The organism is Roseibium aggregatum, from assembly GCF_017309185.1.
In the GTDB taxonomy this organism is placed as follows: Bacteria; Pseudomonadota; Alphaproteobacteria; order Rhizobiales; family Stappiaceae; genus Roseibium; species Roseibium aggregatum_B.
Genome location: NZ_JAEKJZ010000007.1, coordinates 114,552 through 130,008, shown reverse-complemented (window position 1 = coordinate 130,008; position 15,457 = coordinate 114,552). Strand labels below are relative to the sequence as shown.

Below are 15,457 nucleotides of genomic sequence, written 5' to 3'. Positions count from 1 at the left end.
TCAGGTTCGATAACAGGCGCCGGTCAAGCACAGAGCCGACCGGCGTCAGCCCTCATTCCCCTCTCGGATACCGCTGGCCTTCCTCGACTTCGTTGAGGTCCATGTGGTTGCGCATGTAGCGTTCGGAGGCTTTTTGCAGGGGCTGGTAGTCCCAGGGGAAATAGGCACCGTTGCGCAGGGCTTCGTAGACGATCCAGCGGCGCGCCTGCGACTGGCGGACTTCCGCGTCATAGGCCGCCATATCCCAGAGTTTGCCTGCCATCTCCGCATAATTAACCGCCGTGCTCGCATGGGCGGGGTCCGAGGCGAGGTTATCGAGTTCGTGGGGGTCGTCGGCGAGATTGTAGAGCTGCGGCGGATCGAGTTCGCAGTGGATGTATTTCCAGTCGCCCTCGCGGATGCCGACGAGCGGCGCGTAGGAGGCTTCCGCGGCATATTCCATCAGGACCGGCGAGGTGCGCTGCCTGCCGTTGGCAAGCGGCACGAGGCTCTCGCCGTCGGTCCAGTCCATGATCCCGCTCATGTCGATGCCGCCGAGATCGCAGACTGTCGGCAGCACGTCCAGCGTGCTGACGGGTGTCCTGACGTGGCCCGGGGCGAGGTCCCTGTCGGCGATCATCAACGGCACGCGCGCGGAGCCTTCGAAAAAGGTCATCTTGAACCACAGGCCGCGTTCGCCGAGCATGTCGCCGTGGTCGGACACGAACAGGATGGTCGTGTTCTCGGCAAGGTGCATGGCCTCCAGCGCATGCAGGATCTCGCCGATCTTGTCGTCCAGATAGCTGATGTTGGCGAAATAGGCGCGGCGCGAGCGGCGGATGTTGTCTTCGGTGATGGTGAAATTGCGCCAGTCGTTGGCGTCGAAGATACGCCTGGAATGCGGATCGTGATCCGCGTAGTCCATCGCCGGGACCTCGGGTTGAAGATGCGCGCAGTCCTCGTAGAGGTCCCAGTACTTCCGTCGCGCCACGTAAGGGTCGTGCGGGTGCGTGAAGCTCACCGTCAGGCAGAAGGGACGGTCGTATTTGCCACGTCCGTAGTCATGGATCTGGCGAACGGCCTGGAAGGCGACGTCGTCGTCATATTCCATCTGGTTGGAAATCTCGGCAGTGCCGGCGCCGGTCACCGAGCCCATGTTGTGGTACCACCAGTCGATCCGCTCTCCCGGTTTTCTGTAGTCCGGCGTCCAGCCGAAATCGGCGGGATAGATATCCGTCGTCAGGCGTTCCTCGAAACCGTGCATCTGATCCGGGCCGACGAAGTGCATCTTGCCGGAGAGACAGGTCGTGTAACCGGCGCGGCGCAGGTGGTGCGCGTAGGTGGGGATATCGGACGCGAATTCGGCGGCGTTGTCATAGACGCCTGTGCGGCGCGGTAACTGCCCGGACATGAAACTGGCCCGCCCGGGTGCGCAAAGCGGCGAGGCGGTATAGGCGTTTTCGAAGCGGACGGAGCGTTCGGCCAGCGCCTTGAGGTTCGGGGCATGCAGAAACTCCGCGGGGCCGTCGGGAAACAGTGTGCCGCTGAGCTGATCAACCATCAGGATAAGGATGTTCTTGCGGTCGGTCATGCTGCATCTCCACTGCTGGAATGGACCCGTTTCAAGGTTTCTAGCTGTTTTTTGATTGAGCAATCAATCAAAAACGTCCTAGTATGATTTGCCAGCGTCTTTTCTTCGGAAGGGGGCGCTTGGGAAATGGTGTTCCTTACTTGTAATTCATTTTAAATATGAGTCTTTTTCGTTGTAATACCTTCTCAGCAACAAGTTCGAAAAAGGGGACTGGAATATGAGCGACATGAACAAGCCTATCCTTCAATCGGGGATTTCCAGGCGCCGGATTCTTCAGGGATCGGCAGCTTTCGGCGCCGCCGCGCTGGCCGGACCGCTTGGGGCCGGGTCGGCCGCCGCCCAGCCCAAGAAGGGCGGCGTCTTCCGCGTCGGGATGGCGGGTGGCAACACCAGCGACAACTACGATCCGGGCACCTGGGACAATGCCTATTCCCAGACCTTTGCGACCGCGCGGCACGGCTATCTCGTGGAAATCGCGGCGGACGGATCCCTTGTTGGCGAAGTCGCCGAGAGCTGGGAAGCGTCTCCGGATGCCAAGGAGTGGACCTTCAAGCTGCGCAAGGGTGTCGAATACCATGAAGGCGGCACGGTCACGGCCGATGACGTTGTGGCCTCGATCAACTTTCACCGCGGCGAGAAGAGCACCTCGGCGGCCAAGCCCATCGTCAGCCAGATCAAGGACATCAAGGCCGACGGCGACATAGTGGTGTTCACGCTGGAAGCGGGCAACGCCGACTTTCCCTATGTCGTCAGCGATTACCACCTGGCGATCATGCCGGCGAAGGACGGCACCATCGACACCAAGAGCGCCAACGGCTGCGGGCCCTACAAGGTGGTCAACTACGATGCCGGCGTGATCGCCGAGCTGACGCGCAATCCCAATTACTGGAAGACCGATCGCGCGCATTTCGACGAGGTCAAGCTGCTGACCATTCTCGACGCGGCCGCGCGTCAATCGGCCCTGATGACCGGCAACGTCGACGCCATCGACCAGGTCGACCTGAAAACGGTCGGCTTGTTCCAGCGCGCTCCGAACGTGAAGATCCTTTCGGTGACCGGGACACAGCACTATACCTTCGCCATGGACACGCGCGCCGCGCCGTTCAATGACAACAATGTCCGGATGGCGCTGAAATACGCCATCGACCGTCAGGAACTCGTCGACAAGATCCTGTTCGGCTACGGTGCGGTCGGCAACGACAATCCGATCAGCCCGTCCTATCGCTATTTCGACAAGGATCTCGAGCAGACCACCTACGATCCGGACAAGGCCAAGTTCCATCTGAAACAGGCCGGCCTGGACTCCCTGGAAGTGAGTCTTTCGGCGGCGGATGCCGCATTCGGCGGCGCGGTCGATGCCGCGGTGCTGTTCTCGAACAGTGCTGAAAAAGCGGGTATCAAGATCACGCCGGTCCGGGAGCCCAACGACGGCTACTGGTCGGATGTCTGGATGAAAAAGCCGTTTTCCGCCGTCTACTGGGGCGGACGTCCGACAGAAGACCTGGCGTTCACCGTGGCTTATGCGGCTGGCGCGCCCTGGAACGACACGTTCTGGGACAACGAGCGTTTCAACACGCTTCTGGTGGAAGCCCGCTCCGAGCTCGACGAGGCCAAGCGGGCCGAGATGTACTCCGAAATGCAGAACCTGCTCAGAACCGATGGCGGCGTGATCGTTCCGATGTTCGCCAGCTACGTCATGGCGCACACCGACAAGGTTCAGCATCCGGAAGACGTGGCCGCCAACTGGACCCTCGACGGCTTCCGCGCTATCGAACGCTGGTGGTTCGCCTGACCCTGTTCGATCGGCCATGGCGCCGATAGGTTACACCAAAAAGGGAGCCGGCTTTCGAGCCGGCTCTTTTGCTGCTGACAAACCCTCAGACGATCATTGCGGACACGTGCAGCGGAGCTGCGCGCAGATCCGGAAACCGGAAATCTTTTGCGCCAAAGGCGCTCAAAACTCAAATTACATCAGCTGGATATGAAAGAAGGCGCTCGCTGCCGCTCGTACTTGTCAGCTGGATTCCGGCTCACGCGACACCGCTTCGCGGCGCGCTGGCCGGAATGACTACGTGAGGTTTGTCAGCAATCCGGGAGCCGGCTCTTTTGCTTTTTTCGGCATTTTTCTCTTGACCTGGAGTGCGCTCCAACCGGTAGCTGAAGGAAATCGTTCCGTTCGGAGAACAGACATGAAGATCGGTGACCTTGCCGAAAAGTCGGGGCTTTCCGCCGACACCCTGCGCTACTACGAGAAAATCGGGCTGATCCCGCGTCCCTTGAGGGACTCCGGTGGACGGAGGGTCTACGACAGGACGATCCTGCGCTGGATCGACTTTCTGGACCGGCTCAAATCGACCGGCATGGGGATCAGGGACCGCTTGCGCTACGCGGAGCTGCGCTCGCAAGGGGCGGCGTCCCTGAGCGAGAGGCGGGTCATGCTGGAAGGGCATCGGGACAAGGTCGCTGGCGACATTTCCCGCCTCACCGAAATGCTGGATGTTCTGGACGATAAAATCGATCTCTACAAAAGGATGGAGGCGGGCGAGACCGTCGATCCTGCCTTTGAGAACTGCGCCCGGACCGAACACGGTGCGCCGTCAAGCAAGGACAGACCTGCAAATGTCGAAAGCCCTTCAGAACGGACGTGAGCTGACACAAAGCCTCAACCCTGATCTCGAGGCGATCCTGAGCGAAAGGTATGACGACCTGGTGCCGAATTTCGCCGAGAGCCTGATCGAATGGGCCTATGGCCGTCACTATGCACGGCCGGGTCTCGACCTGAAAACCCGCCAGCTGTGCACGATCGCAGCGCTGACGGTTCTCGGCGGGCAGACCGCGCCGCAGCTTAAAGTCAATATCGAGCACACGCTCGCGGCCGGTGCGAGCCGGGAGGAAATCGTCGAGGCCATCTGGCAGATGGCGGTCTACGGCGGCCTGCCGGCGGCGATCAACGGGTTGAACGCGGCCCGTGAGGTGTTCGAAACCGCGGATGCCGCCTGACGAGGGCGAGGGAAGCGGCTTCAGCTCAAAAACCAAAAGGCCCGGGCGGATTTCCCTCCGCCCGGGTTTTTTCGGATTGGCGCCGGTCAGGCTGCGGCGACGTCCTGCAGGAAGCGGTCGATCCGGGTGGTGACGTCGGAGAGCCGGCGGGTTGCTTCCCCCGCGATATCCTCGACTTCGCGGGCCGACTGGCTGGTTTCACCGGAGCCTCTGGAGAGATCTCCGATGGTCTCCGTGACGCTTGCCGTCTGACTGGCGGCCTGGGACACGCCGACCGAGATTTCCTCCGTCGCGGCTGTCTGCTGTTCGACGGAAGACGCCATGGCGGCCGCTGTCTCGTTGACGTCCTCCATCATTTCCATGATGGCATTGATGGCCTGAACCGAAGCCTGTGTGGCGGTCTGGATTTCCGAAACCTGGCTCGAAATCTCGTCGGTCGCCCTTGCGGTCTGGCCTGCAAGCGACTTGACCTCCGAGGCAACGACGGCGAACCCCTTGCCGGCTTCGCCCGCCCGGGCGGCCTCGATCGTGGCGTTTAGGGCCAGCAGGTTGGTCTGTTCCGCGATCTCCTGAATCAGGAGGACAACCGCGCCGATCCGTTCGGCCGCCGAGGACAGGCTCCGGACCTGATCGTTCGAGGTCCGCGTCGCTCCGGCGGCCTTTTGAACGCGGGACAGGGTGTTTTCCACCTGCCGGCCGACTTCCTGGACGGAGGCGGACAGTTCTTCCGTGGCGGCGGCAACCGTTTGCACATTTTGGCTGGCGTGGCCGGATGCGGTGCTCACTTCTTCGCTCTTGCCCGTGGTGGTGCGGGCGATCTCTGAAAGGTGCTCCGACGTCCGGTCGAGCCTCTCCATATTGCCGGTCACGCTCGCCAGAGCGGTTTCGATGTCGTCCCGAAACTGCGCGATCAGCCTGTCGACCGTCTGTTGACGGCGCTGACTTTCTTCCTGGCCGGCCCGGGTTTCCTCTTCCAGGCGCAGCCGTTCGCCCTCCCGGTCACGGAAGGTTGCCACAGCTTTCGCCATGTGACCGATTTCGTCGCTCCGCCGGGATGCGGGAAGATCAAGATCGGTCTTGCCTTCCTTGAGGCTGAGCATGGCTGCGGTGAGATCTCTCAAAGGGCGAATGATCGCGCCGGACAGGACAAACACGAAGCCGACGCCGAGCAGAAGCGCGAAGATCAGGGTCGCGGTAATCTGGGTCTGCGCGGATTCCGCCGTCGCGACCGCGGTTTCGCCGGAGGAGGCGCTGATCGCTTCCGCCTGTTCCGTCAGGCTTGCGGCGGCAAGAGCAAAGCTTTCCTCGCTGGTGCGGAGCGATGCGGTGGTGGACATCACCTGCGCGAAGGTCGCTTCCAGTTTCGGCAAGGCCTCGCGACCGGCCTCGACCAGGGTCTTCAAGGGGCCGTTCAACAGATCAGTCAGGGCCTTGTCGGAACTGTTCTTTGCTGTGGCGTCGCGGACTTCGCTCAAGTCTTCCAGCTGGGTTCGGGTCTCTTGAAGGTAAGCTTCGAAGACCTCACCGATTTCCGGGGTCGGCTTGTTCAAATAGTCGGAATAGGCGCTGCGCAGACCCAGAACGTCACGCGCGACACCCTGGGAGTAATTCGACAGGAGTTCGATATCGGCCGTTGCATGGTCGAACTCACGCAGGTTCTGTTTCAGGGCTTCCATCGGGGCTTCCGCGGCCTGGAGGATCGCTCCGGTCAGGCCGGTCAGTTCGGCGATGGCGGGTTGGAAGTCCTGCCGCCAGTTGTCTTGGGGTGTTCCGGACTTGGCTTGCGCCTTGATGAGCTTTTCCAGTCCCTTGACGGACCTGGTCAGTTTCTTGACGTCAGCCTTGATCCCGGCATCCTTTACGGTGCGCCGGACGGCCTTGGCATCCTTGACCAGAGCGCCGAGACGTTTGGTCAGGGCCTTTGCCGCCTGTCTGTCCGGACTGTCGGCAAATGCCGCCGCTTCCTGCTCCAGAACGATCATCGCGATACGCATGTTGCCAAGGCGCGGAGCGACCTTGGAAAGCTCGATCATCTTGCCTTCGTTGGTGATGGCGATGGCTGACCGGTAGGCGGTCAGAGCCTTGTAGTCCTGAAAGGCCTGGTTGGTTGTTTCGACGAGGCTCATCGTCAGCCCGTCGAGGCTCGACGTTGCGGCGTCGCGGTCCTGCCGGTGTTGCGCCAGTGTGGCGAAACTGGTTTCCAGGTCGCCGATGTTGGCGGTCAGTGTTCGGGCCGCCTGTGGACTTTCAGCCGCCAGCCGCTGGCTTTCCTGCGAGATCGCCGCGATTTCCGCGCGAACAGCCGCGGACGCGGTGTCGGTGCCATCCCGACTGAAGATCTGGCCATGGGTCAGGAGTTCCGGAATACGGCCGAGCAACTCGTTCGCCGTTTTGGCAACCTTGACGGATTCCTGTACCTGCGATGCGGCGATGAGACCTCCGGCGCCGACGCCAATGGAGCAAAGCAGCATCGCCCCGAAACCTATTCTCAATTGGGTCTTGACCGGCCAATCGAAGAACAGGCGCGGCCTGCCGCTTCCAGACTCCGGCGACGATCGATCGCCAACCTTGTTCTGCGTGTTCTTTCTGCCTGGAAGTCTTTGAAACTTCATCGTGACCTGGCTCCGGGATTGTCTGTTCAAGACCACGGTGCCAGCAGAAGATTAAAAACCACCAAAGGGACAGGATGACGGGCTGACTAAATTTTGACGTCCGGGGTTAAATCTTGTGCATTTAAGAAGGGGGAAAATATCCAAAAACCAATAAGTTGGCCTGACTTCCCGGCCTTGAGGTCCGTCTCGTTCGGCGGCATGGTCGAAACGACCCGCGAAGTCCCAAAGGGGACGGGCAAGCTTCCGGTTCCAGCGCATTCTCGAACTTAGAATTCGTTGCTGAGCGTGCGATGGTCTTCAGATGAATTGCACATCGAGGCACCGGGTTCCTTGGCCTGGCCACCGCGGAAGGCTCGAGAAGACCGTCTGCCGGCCGGTAAAGCTCAATCGGAGGAGCGGGGCCGGTCGGAATGTCCCAGGTTCTTCTCCGGCCACAGGAGGTCGCGCAGCCGCTGCTTCAGGACCTTGGCCTCGGGAAAGCTGCCGTCCTGCTTGCGGTCCCAGATCGTCTGCCCGTCGCAGGTGATCGTGAAGATGCCACCGGTTCCGGGGACAAGGGTCACGGCACCGGCTTCCTCGGAGAAAGTCGACAGGATTTCCTGTGCCATCCAGGCGGACCGGAGCAACCAGTTGCATTGGCGGCAATAGGTTATGATGATATGGGGCGAGGGGACGGTCGTCATGGCGTCCTGTCTTCTCCTGAGAAACCGAAAATATCCGCTGTGTCAGAGTCTTCCGTAAACAATTCAGACGGTCTTTTCGCAGACATTCCCGGCCTGTTCCAGCAAGAACCGGCGCTTTTCGAGATTTGCGGTACACCGGAGCGCTCCGAGCTCCAAAGAGGTTTGAGCAACCGGGTTTTCCGCCTTGAGGCGGAAAAGGGCGTTTTTTTCCTGCGGCTGCCGGAGGCATGCGCTGCCGGAGGCATCGACAGGAACACCGAAGCGCGCAATCTCGCTCAGGCCGCGACGCTCGGCCTTGGCGTGCCGCCGCTCTTTTGCCGGCCGGAGACCGGCATCCTTCTGACAGCCGCCATTCAGGACCTGGTCCAGCACGGCGGGCCGGACTTTCCCCGGGCGCTGGGCGAAGCGCTGGGAAAGCTTCATGGTTCGCGCTGTGCTTTCGCAGGACGGCTCGATCCCGATGAGGTCTATGCGGCCCAGAGCGCGGCGCTTCAGGGTAATGCGGCTTTTCGGCAGGACGTGATTGATCTCGACCGGGCCTTCAGGGCGCTTGAGGAAAGCGGACAGTCCCGTGCCCAAACGCGGCTCGTACCCAGCCACGGCGATCTGTCGCCCGGCAATTGCCTTCTGACACGGGACCGTCTCTGGCTGATCGACTGGGAGTTTTCCGCCATGACCGAGCCTGCCTGGGATATCGCCTACGCCATTCAGGAGAACGGCTTTTGCGAAACGCGGGAAGCGGCGTTTCTGGAAGGCTATCGGGCAGCAGGGGCGGCCGGGCTCTGTCCCGACCCGGGCCGTCTCAATATCATGAAGGCGAAATGCGACGCCGTATCGGCGCTTTGGGCCCTGGAGCAGGTGGCGAAGGGGCGGGAGGAGCAATCCTTCCTGGCCTTTGCGCGCGAACGCAAGATTCGGGCTCTTGCCCGGCTGTAGGGCCTTATTTCTGAGAGCTATCCAGCGAGCTGAAGGCTTCCGGATCCGCCAGGCACTGGGCGTATCTGCGGTTCATCCGGTCTTGCAGGCCGGGTTCCTCCGGAGCCACCAGAAGCGCGGTCCAGATGCCGTCGGTCTTGAGGAACTCCAGGGTGCAGCCGCAGGCGGCCTCGCAGATATCGGGTGCGCCGAAACTGTCCTGACAGGCAAGGGTGCAGTTTTTCACGAACGCCAGGGCGTCCCTGTCGGCCGCCGGGTTCACCTGGAAAACCGCCCAGACCAATCCGTAAAGCACGGGCTGATGGATGAGATAGATCGGCAGGGAATAGCGACCGAGCAGCCTCGCGAACCGGCCGGCAGCGTTTTCGAAACGAAGCGCGGTCAACCTCTGCCAGATCCCGAATGTCCTGAAGGCTGCAGACACGGCGAGGCCCGCAAGTGTCACGCCGGCCCAGGGAGCGAGAGGAACGTAATCGACGCTGCCGAAATCGGGCGTGCCCAGTCCGGTCCAGAGCCAGAGCTGGCCGTTGAAGGCGAAGGACTGGGCCCACAGCGGCAGCGTCAGGACGAACAGGGCGGCGATGCCGGAAACGGCCCATGACAGCCGGACGAAGGGCAGGGCGATGAGGCTGGAAACGGCGATACAATGCAGAATGCCGAACCGGACGTAATTTTCCTCGAAGGCGAAATACGTCGCCAGCGACACGCCGGCCGCGGCGAGAACGATCTTGGCCAGACGCTGGACAAACGAACGCCAGCGGATGCCCCGGTGATGCGCCAGGTCGAGGCCGATTCCCGAGACGAACAGAAAGCTTGCCGCGATCGTCTCGGCGAAGTCCCGCCATCCTGCCCCTTGCGACACCGGCCAGTCGACGAAGCCGAACCAGGAGAGATCCCAGGAAAAGTGGTAGACGGCCATTGCCACAACGGCGAGACCGCGGACAAGATCGAGCACGGCCAGACGCTTGGGGGTCATTGATGGACTTTCTGAAACGCTCTTGGGTACGAGCCCATACTAACCAGCTTTCAGGCGTCAATCCGGCAAAGGTATGTCATGCGCCTCTTTGCGGCGAGACAGGCATTTTCCGGATCGGCCTGAGCGCTTGCCTTCTTGGGCCGGTGCCCAAGTTTCAAGGCTTCGTCCCGGCAGGACGCGCGGTTCAAGACGACCAGAACTCTGGGATTAAGGCTAATTGCTGAAGGTCACGACAATCATCGTGATGAGACCGGTCAAGGCCAGCATGCCGCCGACATAGGGCCATGGAGACGGTCGGTGGGCCGTAAACACATCCTGTTTCGACGGTTCCGGAAACATGCCCTCGACTCCCTTTGCTGCCCTGCCGCGTTCCGGGGAACGCCCTGGAGTTGTCTGCCTCAACCGGGAAGTCCGTTCCACGCCGCGAAGCGCAACCGGTCAGACTTCCACTGCCAGTCGGGTCAGACTGCTGCAAAACAGGAGATAGGAAAAGTTGGTAAACAAAAACTTAACCGGTTTTCCAATGAAAAACATCGAGATGTGGAGGAGCCGGCAAAGTTGTCAGCTTACGGTTGACCCGGTCACAAGAACCTGACGTCCGTTGCGGTTTGGGTGTGACCGGAACAAGCTTCAGGGTCCGAAGGTGACAAGCAAGTCGTTGTTTCCATGGTGGTTTTCGGAACTGAAATTCGTTGCTGAGACCGTGAAGATTATCAGCTGAATCTCAATTCCACCTCACCAGCGAACCTGTCGGAAACTCGGGCGACAAGGTCCCAAATCAAAGGTCGAGCGCGTCCAGACCGGCTTCCATGTGGTCGGGGAGAAGCGGCATGCCGAGCAGGTAGGTCGCCGTGGACCCTACAGCGCGTTCACGGGCTTCCTCGACGGCCTGCTCGAAATCCTCCGCCTCGAAATCGCCTCTGCCGATCCAGGTGATGGCGACCAGTTCCGCGGCCTCGTCCACATTGAGGTCCTCGATCAGCTCGCGCAATTCCTCGCTGGAAAGATCGTCGTCTTCCTCTTCCGCCAGTCCATCGTGGCTATGGGCCTCCTCAAGCGTCTCCGCGTCAAATTCCACGTCGCCTTCGTGACCGTCTTCAAATGTGTCTTCCAGGGAAGACGCAACCGCGCGGGCCTTTTGCGCGAACAGGCGGATTGTGTCCGCGGACAAAGTGAGGTCGATATCCATAGCTGCCTCCGACATTTTTTTCTTTATCGGTTGAGTTTCGATCGTTGGCAATGGCCATGTTTCCAAATCCTGTCTTTTGTCCATTTGGGCTATCCCCAGGGTTATCCCCATGTATCTGACGGCATCAACGCGGTTGCGGTTAAAAAACCGGTTTGGACGGCATACTGGCGCCATCGCTCTTGCACCTGTGCAGGCATGTTGATTTACTTGCACGACAAATCACATTCCCGTTTAAGTTCCGGAGCGACAGCCGCATGGTGCATGTGGGCTGAGGTCGAACCACCCGACCGGCGGCGCGGAAACCGAACGTAAACATGCAGCGGGAAAGAAGTTTACCGGGGGCGGACCGGGCACTTGAGGCTCGGCTCTCACGTTTGGATCGTGAGGCCGGGCCTCGGTCTTGTTCCGCTTCGGCGCTTCCTATGCTTGGCATTCTCCGGACACGGTCGACTGACTCATGTCATGAGCGGAAATCCGCCAGATAGCCGGTCGCGAGCGAAAACAGTTCGGACTGGGAGTGGATGCCCAGTTTCGCATAGGCATGGTGGCGGTGGACCTTCACCGTCCCTTCGGCAATTCCGAGAAAGGTCGAGATCGTCCGGGTCGAGTGGCCTTGCAAAATGAGCTGGACGATATCGGCTTCCCTGGGACTGAGAATGTCGGCCGCAAAACCGCTCAACCGGTCGGCGGCCGAGATCTGACCCGCCTTCCGTGATGTCGCGGCCTGCCCCCAGTTCCCCTCAATGGCTGCTTCGATCAAGGGGCAGAGACGGTCTACGCTGTCCCGGTCCGTTGCCTCGAAGCGGGCGCGGGTGCGCGTGCGGGCCAGGGAAACGGAGATCCAGCTCTCTTCGCCCGGTTTGAGCAATATGGCCATTTCGTCATGAATGCGGACCTTCCGGTAAAAGGTGCGATAGTATTCGGAACGCAGAAAGCCTTTCGGTGCGATGTCCAGAAGACGGTAAGTTCCCGGCTCCATGCCATTCCGGCAAGCCAGATAAAACGGGTCGAGGAGATAGGGGCCGCTGGCATAGAGTTCGATGCTCAAGGTCGCCTGCAGTTCGTCGAGGTCGTGATAAAGAGACTTTGGAGCCGAATATCCGTCGTAGGCGGTGACCAGCATCGAATCGAAGCGGCAGGCGCGGTCAAGGGTTTGCCGGAGCGCGACCGGAAAACGGTCTGTCCGCACACTGCGCACCAGGTCCGCGACCGCCTCGATCCAGTCCGCCGACGGGGTCAATGGGTTCTCCGTCACCGCTTCTTCCTGCTTCGAATTTCCTAATAACAAAGATATATACCTTTGCTGGAATTTACGGAAGCCGGGACGGGCGCCAACCTTGTCGTGACTTATCGCGACGAGGTGGAACGTGGAGACAGATTCAAACATCAATCCGAAATCGGGCGATCTGGCCTTCACCCGGGACAGCCTGCGCGGGGTGGTTCCCGAGGCGAGCTATGCCGGTGCGTTGAGCTTCATGCGCCGGCGTTACACCAAGGATCTGACCGGGGTGGATGTCGCCGTCATGGGGGTCCCATTCGATCTTGCAGTGTCGAGCCGGTCCGGTGCCCGCCTGGGGCCGAGAGCGGTCCGCAGCGGTTCCTCGCATATCGCATGGTCGGCGCCGTGGCCCTGGGCAAGCGATCCGTTCGAGACCCTGGCTATCGTCGATTACGGCGACTGCGAACTGGATACGGGATATCCGGACAAGGTTCCGGGACAGATCGCCGATGCCGCAGGCCATGTGCTCGCCAGCGGCTCCGCGCTCCTGTCGATTGGCGGGGACCACTTCATCACATATCCCCTCTTAAAGGCCCACGCGGAAAAGCACGGGCCCCTGAGCCTGATACAGTTCGACGCGCACACGGATACCTGGGCCGACGAAGAAGGCCGGATCGATCACGGAACCATGCTGTGGCACGCAGTACGCGACGGGCTGGTCGATCCCGCCCGCTCGGTTCAGATCGGCATCAGAACCCATAACCCGGAACCGCTTGGCTTCAATATCATCGACGCCATCGAGGTTCACCGAACGGGATGTGATGCCGTTATCGCGAAAGCCCGGGAATTTGTCGGCGACGCCAAAACCTATGTGACATTCGATATAGACGCGCTGGAGCCGGCTTCCGCTCCGGGAACGGGAACGCCGGTCATCGGCGGACTAAGCCCCTTTCAGGCGCAGGAGATCCTGCGAGGTCTGGCCGGGATCAACGTCGTCGGCATGGACGTCGTCGAAGTGGCGCCTGCCTACGATATTTCAGAGATCACCGCGATCGCCGCCGCAACCATCGCCAACGATCTCTTGTGCCTTTACGCCGCATCGCGCGCGACACAGCGTTGACCAGAAAGAAGGGATTTTGATTATGCGAACCGCGAAGGCTTCATTTCTCACCGGGCTGGCCGCCATAGTTCTGGGGACGCCCGTGTCCGCCGGGGATCTGTCGATCTACAACTGGGCGGATTACCTCGGCGAGACCACGATTTCGGGATACGAGAGCGAGACCGGCACGGACGTCATTCTGGACTATTACGATTCCAACGAGGTCCTTGAAACCAAGCTTCTGACCGCCGGTTCCGGCTATGACGTCGTCTTTCCGGCCGCCTCCAACGCGGAACGCGAGTTCGCCGCGGGGGCGCTGCACCCGATCGATCCGTCGCGCCTGAATAACTACGGTAATCTCAACCCGGATATCCTGGCGTCGCTGGACCGCATTCCGGGCGGGCGTTCGCTCGGCGTGCCCTATACCTGGGGAACCATCGGACTTGCCTATAACAGCGGGCTTGTCTCCGAACGGCTCGGGGATGCGCCCCTCGACAGCTGGGATGTCCTTTTCAACCCCGAGATTGCCGACAAACTGTCCGATTGCGGGATTGCCGTTCTGGATTCGCCGATCGAAATGATCTCGGTCGCGCTGAATTATCTCGGACACGATCCCTATTCCAGCGACAAGGCGCATCTGGCGGAAGCGGGCAAGCTTCTTGAGGCGCTTGCCGAAAACGTTCGCTACTTCAACAATCAGAAAGCCAATATCGATCTGGTCAGCGGCGATATCTGCGTGGCGGTTCTTTACAGCGGCGACGCGGGTATTGCCCAGGCCCGGGCCATGGAGGTCGAGAACGGTCCGGAGATTGTCTACGCGATCCCGAAAGAAGGCACGCTGTTGTGGATCGACCTGATGGCCATTCCCGCCGACAGCGCGCGTATCGACGAGGCCTACCGGTTCATCGACTACATGCTCCGGCCCGAGGTTATCGCCGAGGTCACGAACTTCGTCTTCTTCGCCAATGCCAATACCGCGGCGAACGATCACGTGGACCCTGCCATTCTGTCCGATCCCGGCATCTATCCTGACGCCGACACGTTTTCCCGCCTGTTTGCGGACAAGAACCTGGATGCAAAGGGGCTACGGTCCAGGACAAGGCTCTGGACGAAGGTCAAGACGGGGACCTAGCCAGCTCTTGAACCAGGTGCAATTGTGTCTCCCTGAACGGGGCGCCTAGAAGCGCCCCGTTCAGATTGCTGAAAATCCTCAGATGGTCATTCCGGACAAGTGCAGAGAAGCTGCGCGCAGATCCGGAAACCAGAAATCTTCTGCGCCGAAGGCGCTCAATACTCAAATTACATCAGACAGATATGAGAGAAGGTGCTCGCTGCCGCTCGCGCTTGTCAGCTGGATTCCGGCTCACGCGACTCCGCTTCGCGGCGCGCTGGCCGGAATGACATCGTGAGGTTGGTCATCGGTCTGACGGGGCGCCTAGAAGCGCCCCGTTTTTTTCGCAAAAGCGGGTCAAAGCGCGCGTTTGGAGAAGTACCAGTCGACGTAGTCGTAGCCTTCGCCAGCGCGGGATTTCGCCAGTTCGGCGGTCGCGGGCGGGGGGACGATCACCTGGTCGCCGGGTTTCCAGGCTTCCGGGGTTGCGACCTTGTTGGCATCCGAGGTCTGCAGGGCTTCGACCAGCCGGACGAACTCGGCGACGGAGCGGCCGTTGGTCATCGGATAGTAGACCATGGCCCGCAGAACGCCGTCCGGATCGATCACAAACGTTGCCCGCACAGCGGAGGTGTCCGACGCGCCTGGCTGGATCATGCCATAGGCCTTGGCCACGTCCATGGAAAGATCGGCGATGATCGGGAAGGGGATCTCGACGCCGAATTTTTCCTGAATGTTGCGCATCCAGGCGATGTGGGCGTAGTGGCTGTCGATCGACAGGCCGAGCAGTTCGCAGTTGAGACGGTCGAACTCGGGCTTGGCCTGCGCGAAGGCGATGAACTCGGTGGTGCAGACCGGGGTGAAGTCCGCAGGGTGCGAAAACAGCACCAGCCACTTGCCCTTGAAATCGGACAGTTTCATCTGGCCGTGGGTGGTCGGCGCGTCAAAGTCCGGTGCCGGCTTGTTCAGTTCGGGCAGGGTTCGCAGGGGCGCTTGGTCGGTCATGTCTGTGTCTCCTTAATTTCGATAAATTGAAAATAAGAACTTTCAGTGATCGGGAGA

General features: G+C 60.7%; 14 protein-coding genes. 6 read left to right on the top strand and 8 right to left on the bottom strand.

The annotated features are described in order from the left end of the window. Positions 1-52: 52 nt before the first annotated feature. Positions 53-1,570, bottom strand: a complete 1,518-nt coding sequence (betC, locus tag JF539_RS24680; RefSeq protein ID WP_207143492.1) for a choline-sulfatase — start codon at positions 1,568-1,570, stop codon at positions 53-55. 217 nt (positions 1,571-1,787) lie between these two features. On the opposite strand from betC, the gene JF539_RS24675 reads away from it, so the two are divergent. The 3 genes from JF539_RS24675 (at position 1,788) to JF539_RS24665 (ending at position 4,570) form a co-directional block, all read left to right on the top strand. Then, positions 1,788-3,362 (top strand): ABC transporter substrate-binding protein, encoded by a 1,575-nt coding sequence (locus JF539_RS24675; RefSeq protein WP_236042653.1) that lies wholly within the window; start codon positions 1,788-1,790, stop codon positions 3,360-3,362. Positions 3,363-3,759: 397 nt separating this feature from the next. After that, positions 3,760-4,218, top strand: coding sequence for a MerR family transcriptional regulator (locus tag JF539_RS24670; RefSeq protein WP_207143490.1), 459 nt, complete (start codon positions 3,760-3,762; stop codon positions 4,216-4,218). Then, entirely contained in the window at positions 4,190-4,570 is a 381-nt protein-coding gene (locus JF539_RS24665) for a carboxymuconolactone decarboxylase family protein (protein ID WP_207143488.1), read from the top strand. Before JF539_RS24670 ends, JF539_RS24665 begins: the two co-directional genes overlap by 29 nt. A gap of 86 nt (positions 4,571-4,656) precedes the next feature. Here the strand turns inward: JF539_RS24665 and JF539_RS24660 are convergent, their stop codons facing one another. Beyond that, positions 4,657-7,182 (bottom strand): methyl-accepting chemotaxis protein, encoded by a 2,526-nt coding sequence (locus JF539_RS24660; RefSeq protein WP_207143486.1) that lies wholly within the window; start codon positions 7,180-7,182, stop codon positions 4,657-4,659. Positions 7,183-7,565: 383 nt separating this feature from the next. Next, on the bottom strand, positions 7,566-7,865 hold the full coding sequence (locus JF539_RS24655) for a SelT/SelW/SelH family protein (protein WP_207143484.1): 300 nt from the start codon (positions 7,863-7,865) through the stop codon (positions 7,566-7,568). Between JF539_RS24655 and JF539_RS24650 the strand changes: the two genes are divergently transcribed. After that, on the top strand, positions 7,842-8,801 hold the full coding sequence (locus JF539_RS24650) for a choline/ethanolamine kinase family protein (RefSeq protein WP_268957600.1): 960 nt from the start codon (positions 7,842-7,844) through the stop codon (positions 8,799-8,801). The two genes, JF539_RS24655 and JF539_RS24650, sit on opposite strands and share 24 nt — an antisense overlap. 4 nt (positions 8,802-8,805) lie before the next feature. Here the strand turns inward: JF539_RS24650 and JF539_RS24645 are convergent, their stop codons facing one another. From JF539_RS24645 to JF539_RS28065, 4 genes are all read right to left on the bottom strand, one after another. Further along, entirely contained in the window at positions 8,806-9,777 is a 972-nt protein-coding gene (locus JF539_RS24645) for a heparan-alpha-glucosaminide N-acetyltransferase (protein WP_207143480.1), read from the bottom strand. 213 nt (positions 9,778-9,990) lie between these two features. Continuing rightward, the gene (locus tag JF539_RS27940; RefSeq protein WP_268957598.1) at positions 9,991-10,116 is read right to left on the bottom strand and encodes a hypothetical protein; all 126 of its coding nucleotides are present in this window, start codon (positions 10,114-10,116) and stop codon (positions 9,991-9,993) included. Between the two features lie 439 nt (positions 10,117-10,555). Beyond that, on the bottom strand, positions 10,556-10,966 hold the full coding sequence (locus JF539_RS24640; protein WP_207143478.1) for a DUF3775 domain-containing protein: 411 nt from the start codon (positions 10,964-10,966) through the stop codon (positions 10,556-10,558). A gap of 460 nt (positions 10,967-11,426) precedes the next feature. Continuing rightward, positions 11,427-12,221, bottom strand: coding sequence for a helix-turn-helix transcriptional regulator (locus tag JF539_RS28065; protein ID WP_209017577.1), 795 nt, complete (start codon positions 12,219-12,221; stop codon positions 11,427-11,429). 112 nt (positions 12,222-12,333) lie between these two features. Here JF539_RS28065 and speB point away from each other — a divergent pair, with 112 nt between their 5' ends. Continuing rightward, positions 12,334-13,305 (top strand): agmatinase, encoded by a 972-nt coding sequence (gene speB / locus JF539_RS24630; protein ID WP_207143474.1) that lies wholly within the window; start codon positions 12,334-12,336, stop codon positions 13,303-13,305. A gap of 22 nt (positions 13,306-13,327) precedes the next feature. Continuing rightward, the gene (locus JF539_RS24625; protein WP_207143472.1) at positions 13,328-14,416 is read left to right on the top strand and encodes an extracellular solute-binding protein; all 1,089 of its coding nucleotides are present in this window, start codon (positions 13,328-13,330) and stop codon (positions 14,414-14,416) included. A gap of 336 nt (positions 14,417-14,752) precedes the next feature. On the opposite strand, the gene JF539_RS24620 is transcribed toward JF539_RS24625, so the two are convergent. After that, positions 14,753-15,400, bottom strand: a complete 648-nt coding sequence (locus JF539_RS24620; protein ID WP_207143470.1) for a peroxiredoxin — start codon at positions 15,398-15,400, stop codon at positions 14,753-14,755. Positions 15,401-15,457: the final 57 nt, after the last annotated feature.

Coding starts and splice junctions, on each gene's coding strand:
- betC (WP_207143492.1), bottom strand. CDS start 1,570: ATGACCGACCGCAAGAACATCCTTATCCTGATGGTTGATCAGCTCAGC.
- JF539_RS24675 (WP_236042653.1), top strand. CDS start 1,788: ATGAGCGACATGAACAAGCCTATCCTTCAATCGGGGATTTCCAGGCGC.
- JF539_RS24670 (WP_207143490.1), top strand. CDS start 3,760: ATGAAGATCGGTGACCTTGCCGAAAAGTCGGGGCTTTCCGCCGACACC.
- JF539_RS24665 (WP_207143488.1), top strand. CDS start 4,190: ATGTCGAAAGCCCTTCAGAACGGACGTGAGCTGACACAAAGCCTCAAC.
- JF539_RS24660 (WP_207143486.1), bottom strand. CDS start 7,182: ATGAAGTTTCAAAGACTTCCAGGCAGAAAGAACACGCAGAACAAGGTT.
- JF539_RS24650 (WP_268957600.1), top strand. CDS start 7,842: ATGGGGCGAGGGGACGGTCGTCATGGCGTCCTGTCTTCTCCTGAGAAA.
- JF539_RS24655 (WP_207143484.1), bottom strand. CDS start 7,865: ATGACGACCGTCCCCTCGCCCCATATCATCATAACCTATTGCCGCCAA.
- JF539_RS24645 (WP_207143480.1), bottom strand. CDS start 9,777: ATGACCCCCAAGCGTCTGGCCGTGCTCGATCTTGTCCGCGGTCTCGCC.
- JF539_RS27940 (WP_268957598.1), bottom strand. CDS start 10,116: ATGTTTCCGGAACCGTCGAAACAGGATGTGTTTACGGCCCACCGACCG.
- JF539_RS24640 (WP_207143478.1), bottom strand. CDS start 10,966: ATGGATATCGACCTCACTTTGTCCGCGGACACAATCCGCCTGTTCGCG.
- JF539_RS24625 (WP_207143472.1), top strand. CDS start 13,328: ATGCGAACCGCGAAGGCTTCATTTCTCACCGGGCTGGCCGCCATAGTT.
- JF539_RS24620 (WP_207143470.1), bottom strand. CDS start 15,400: ATGACCGACCAAGCGCCCCTGCGAACCCTGCCCGAACTGAACAAGCCG.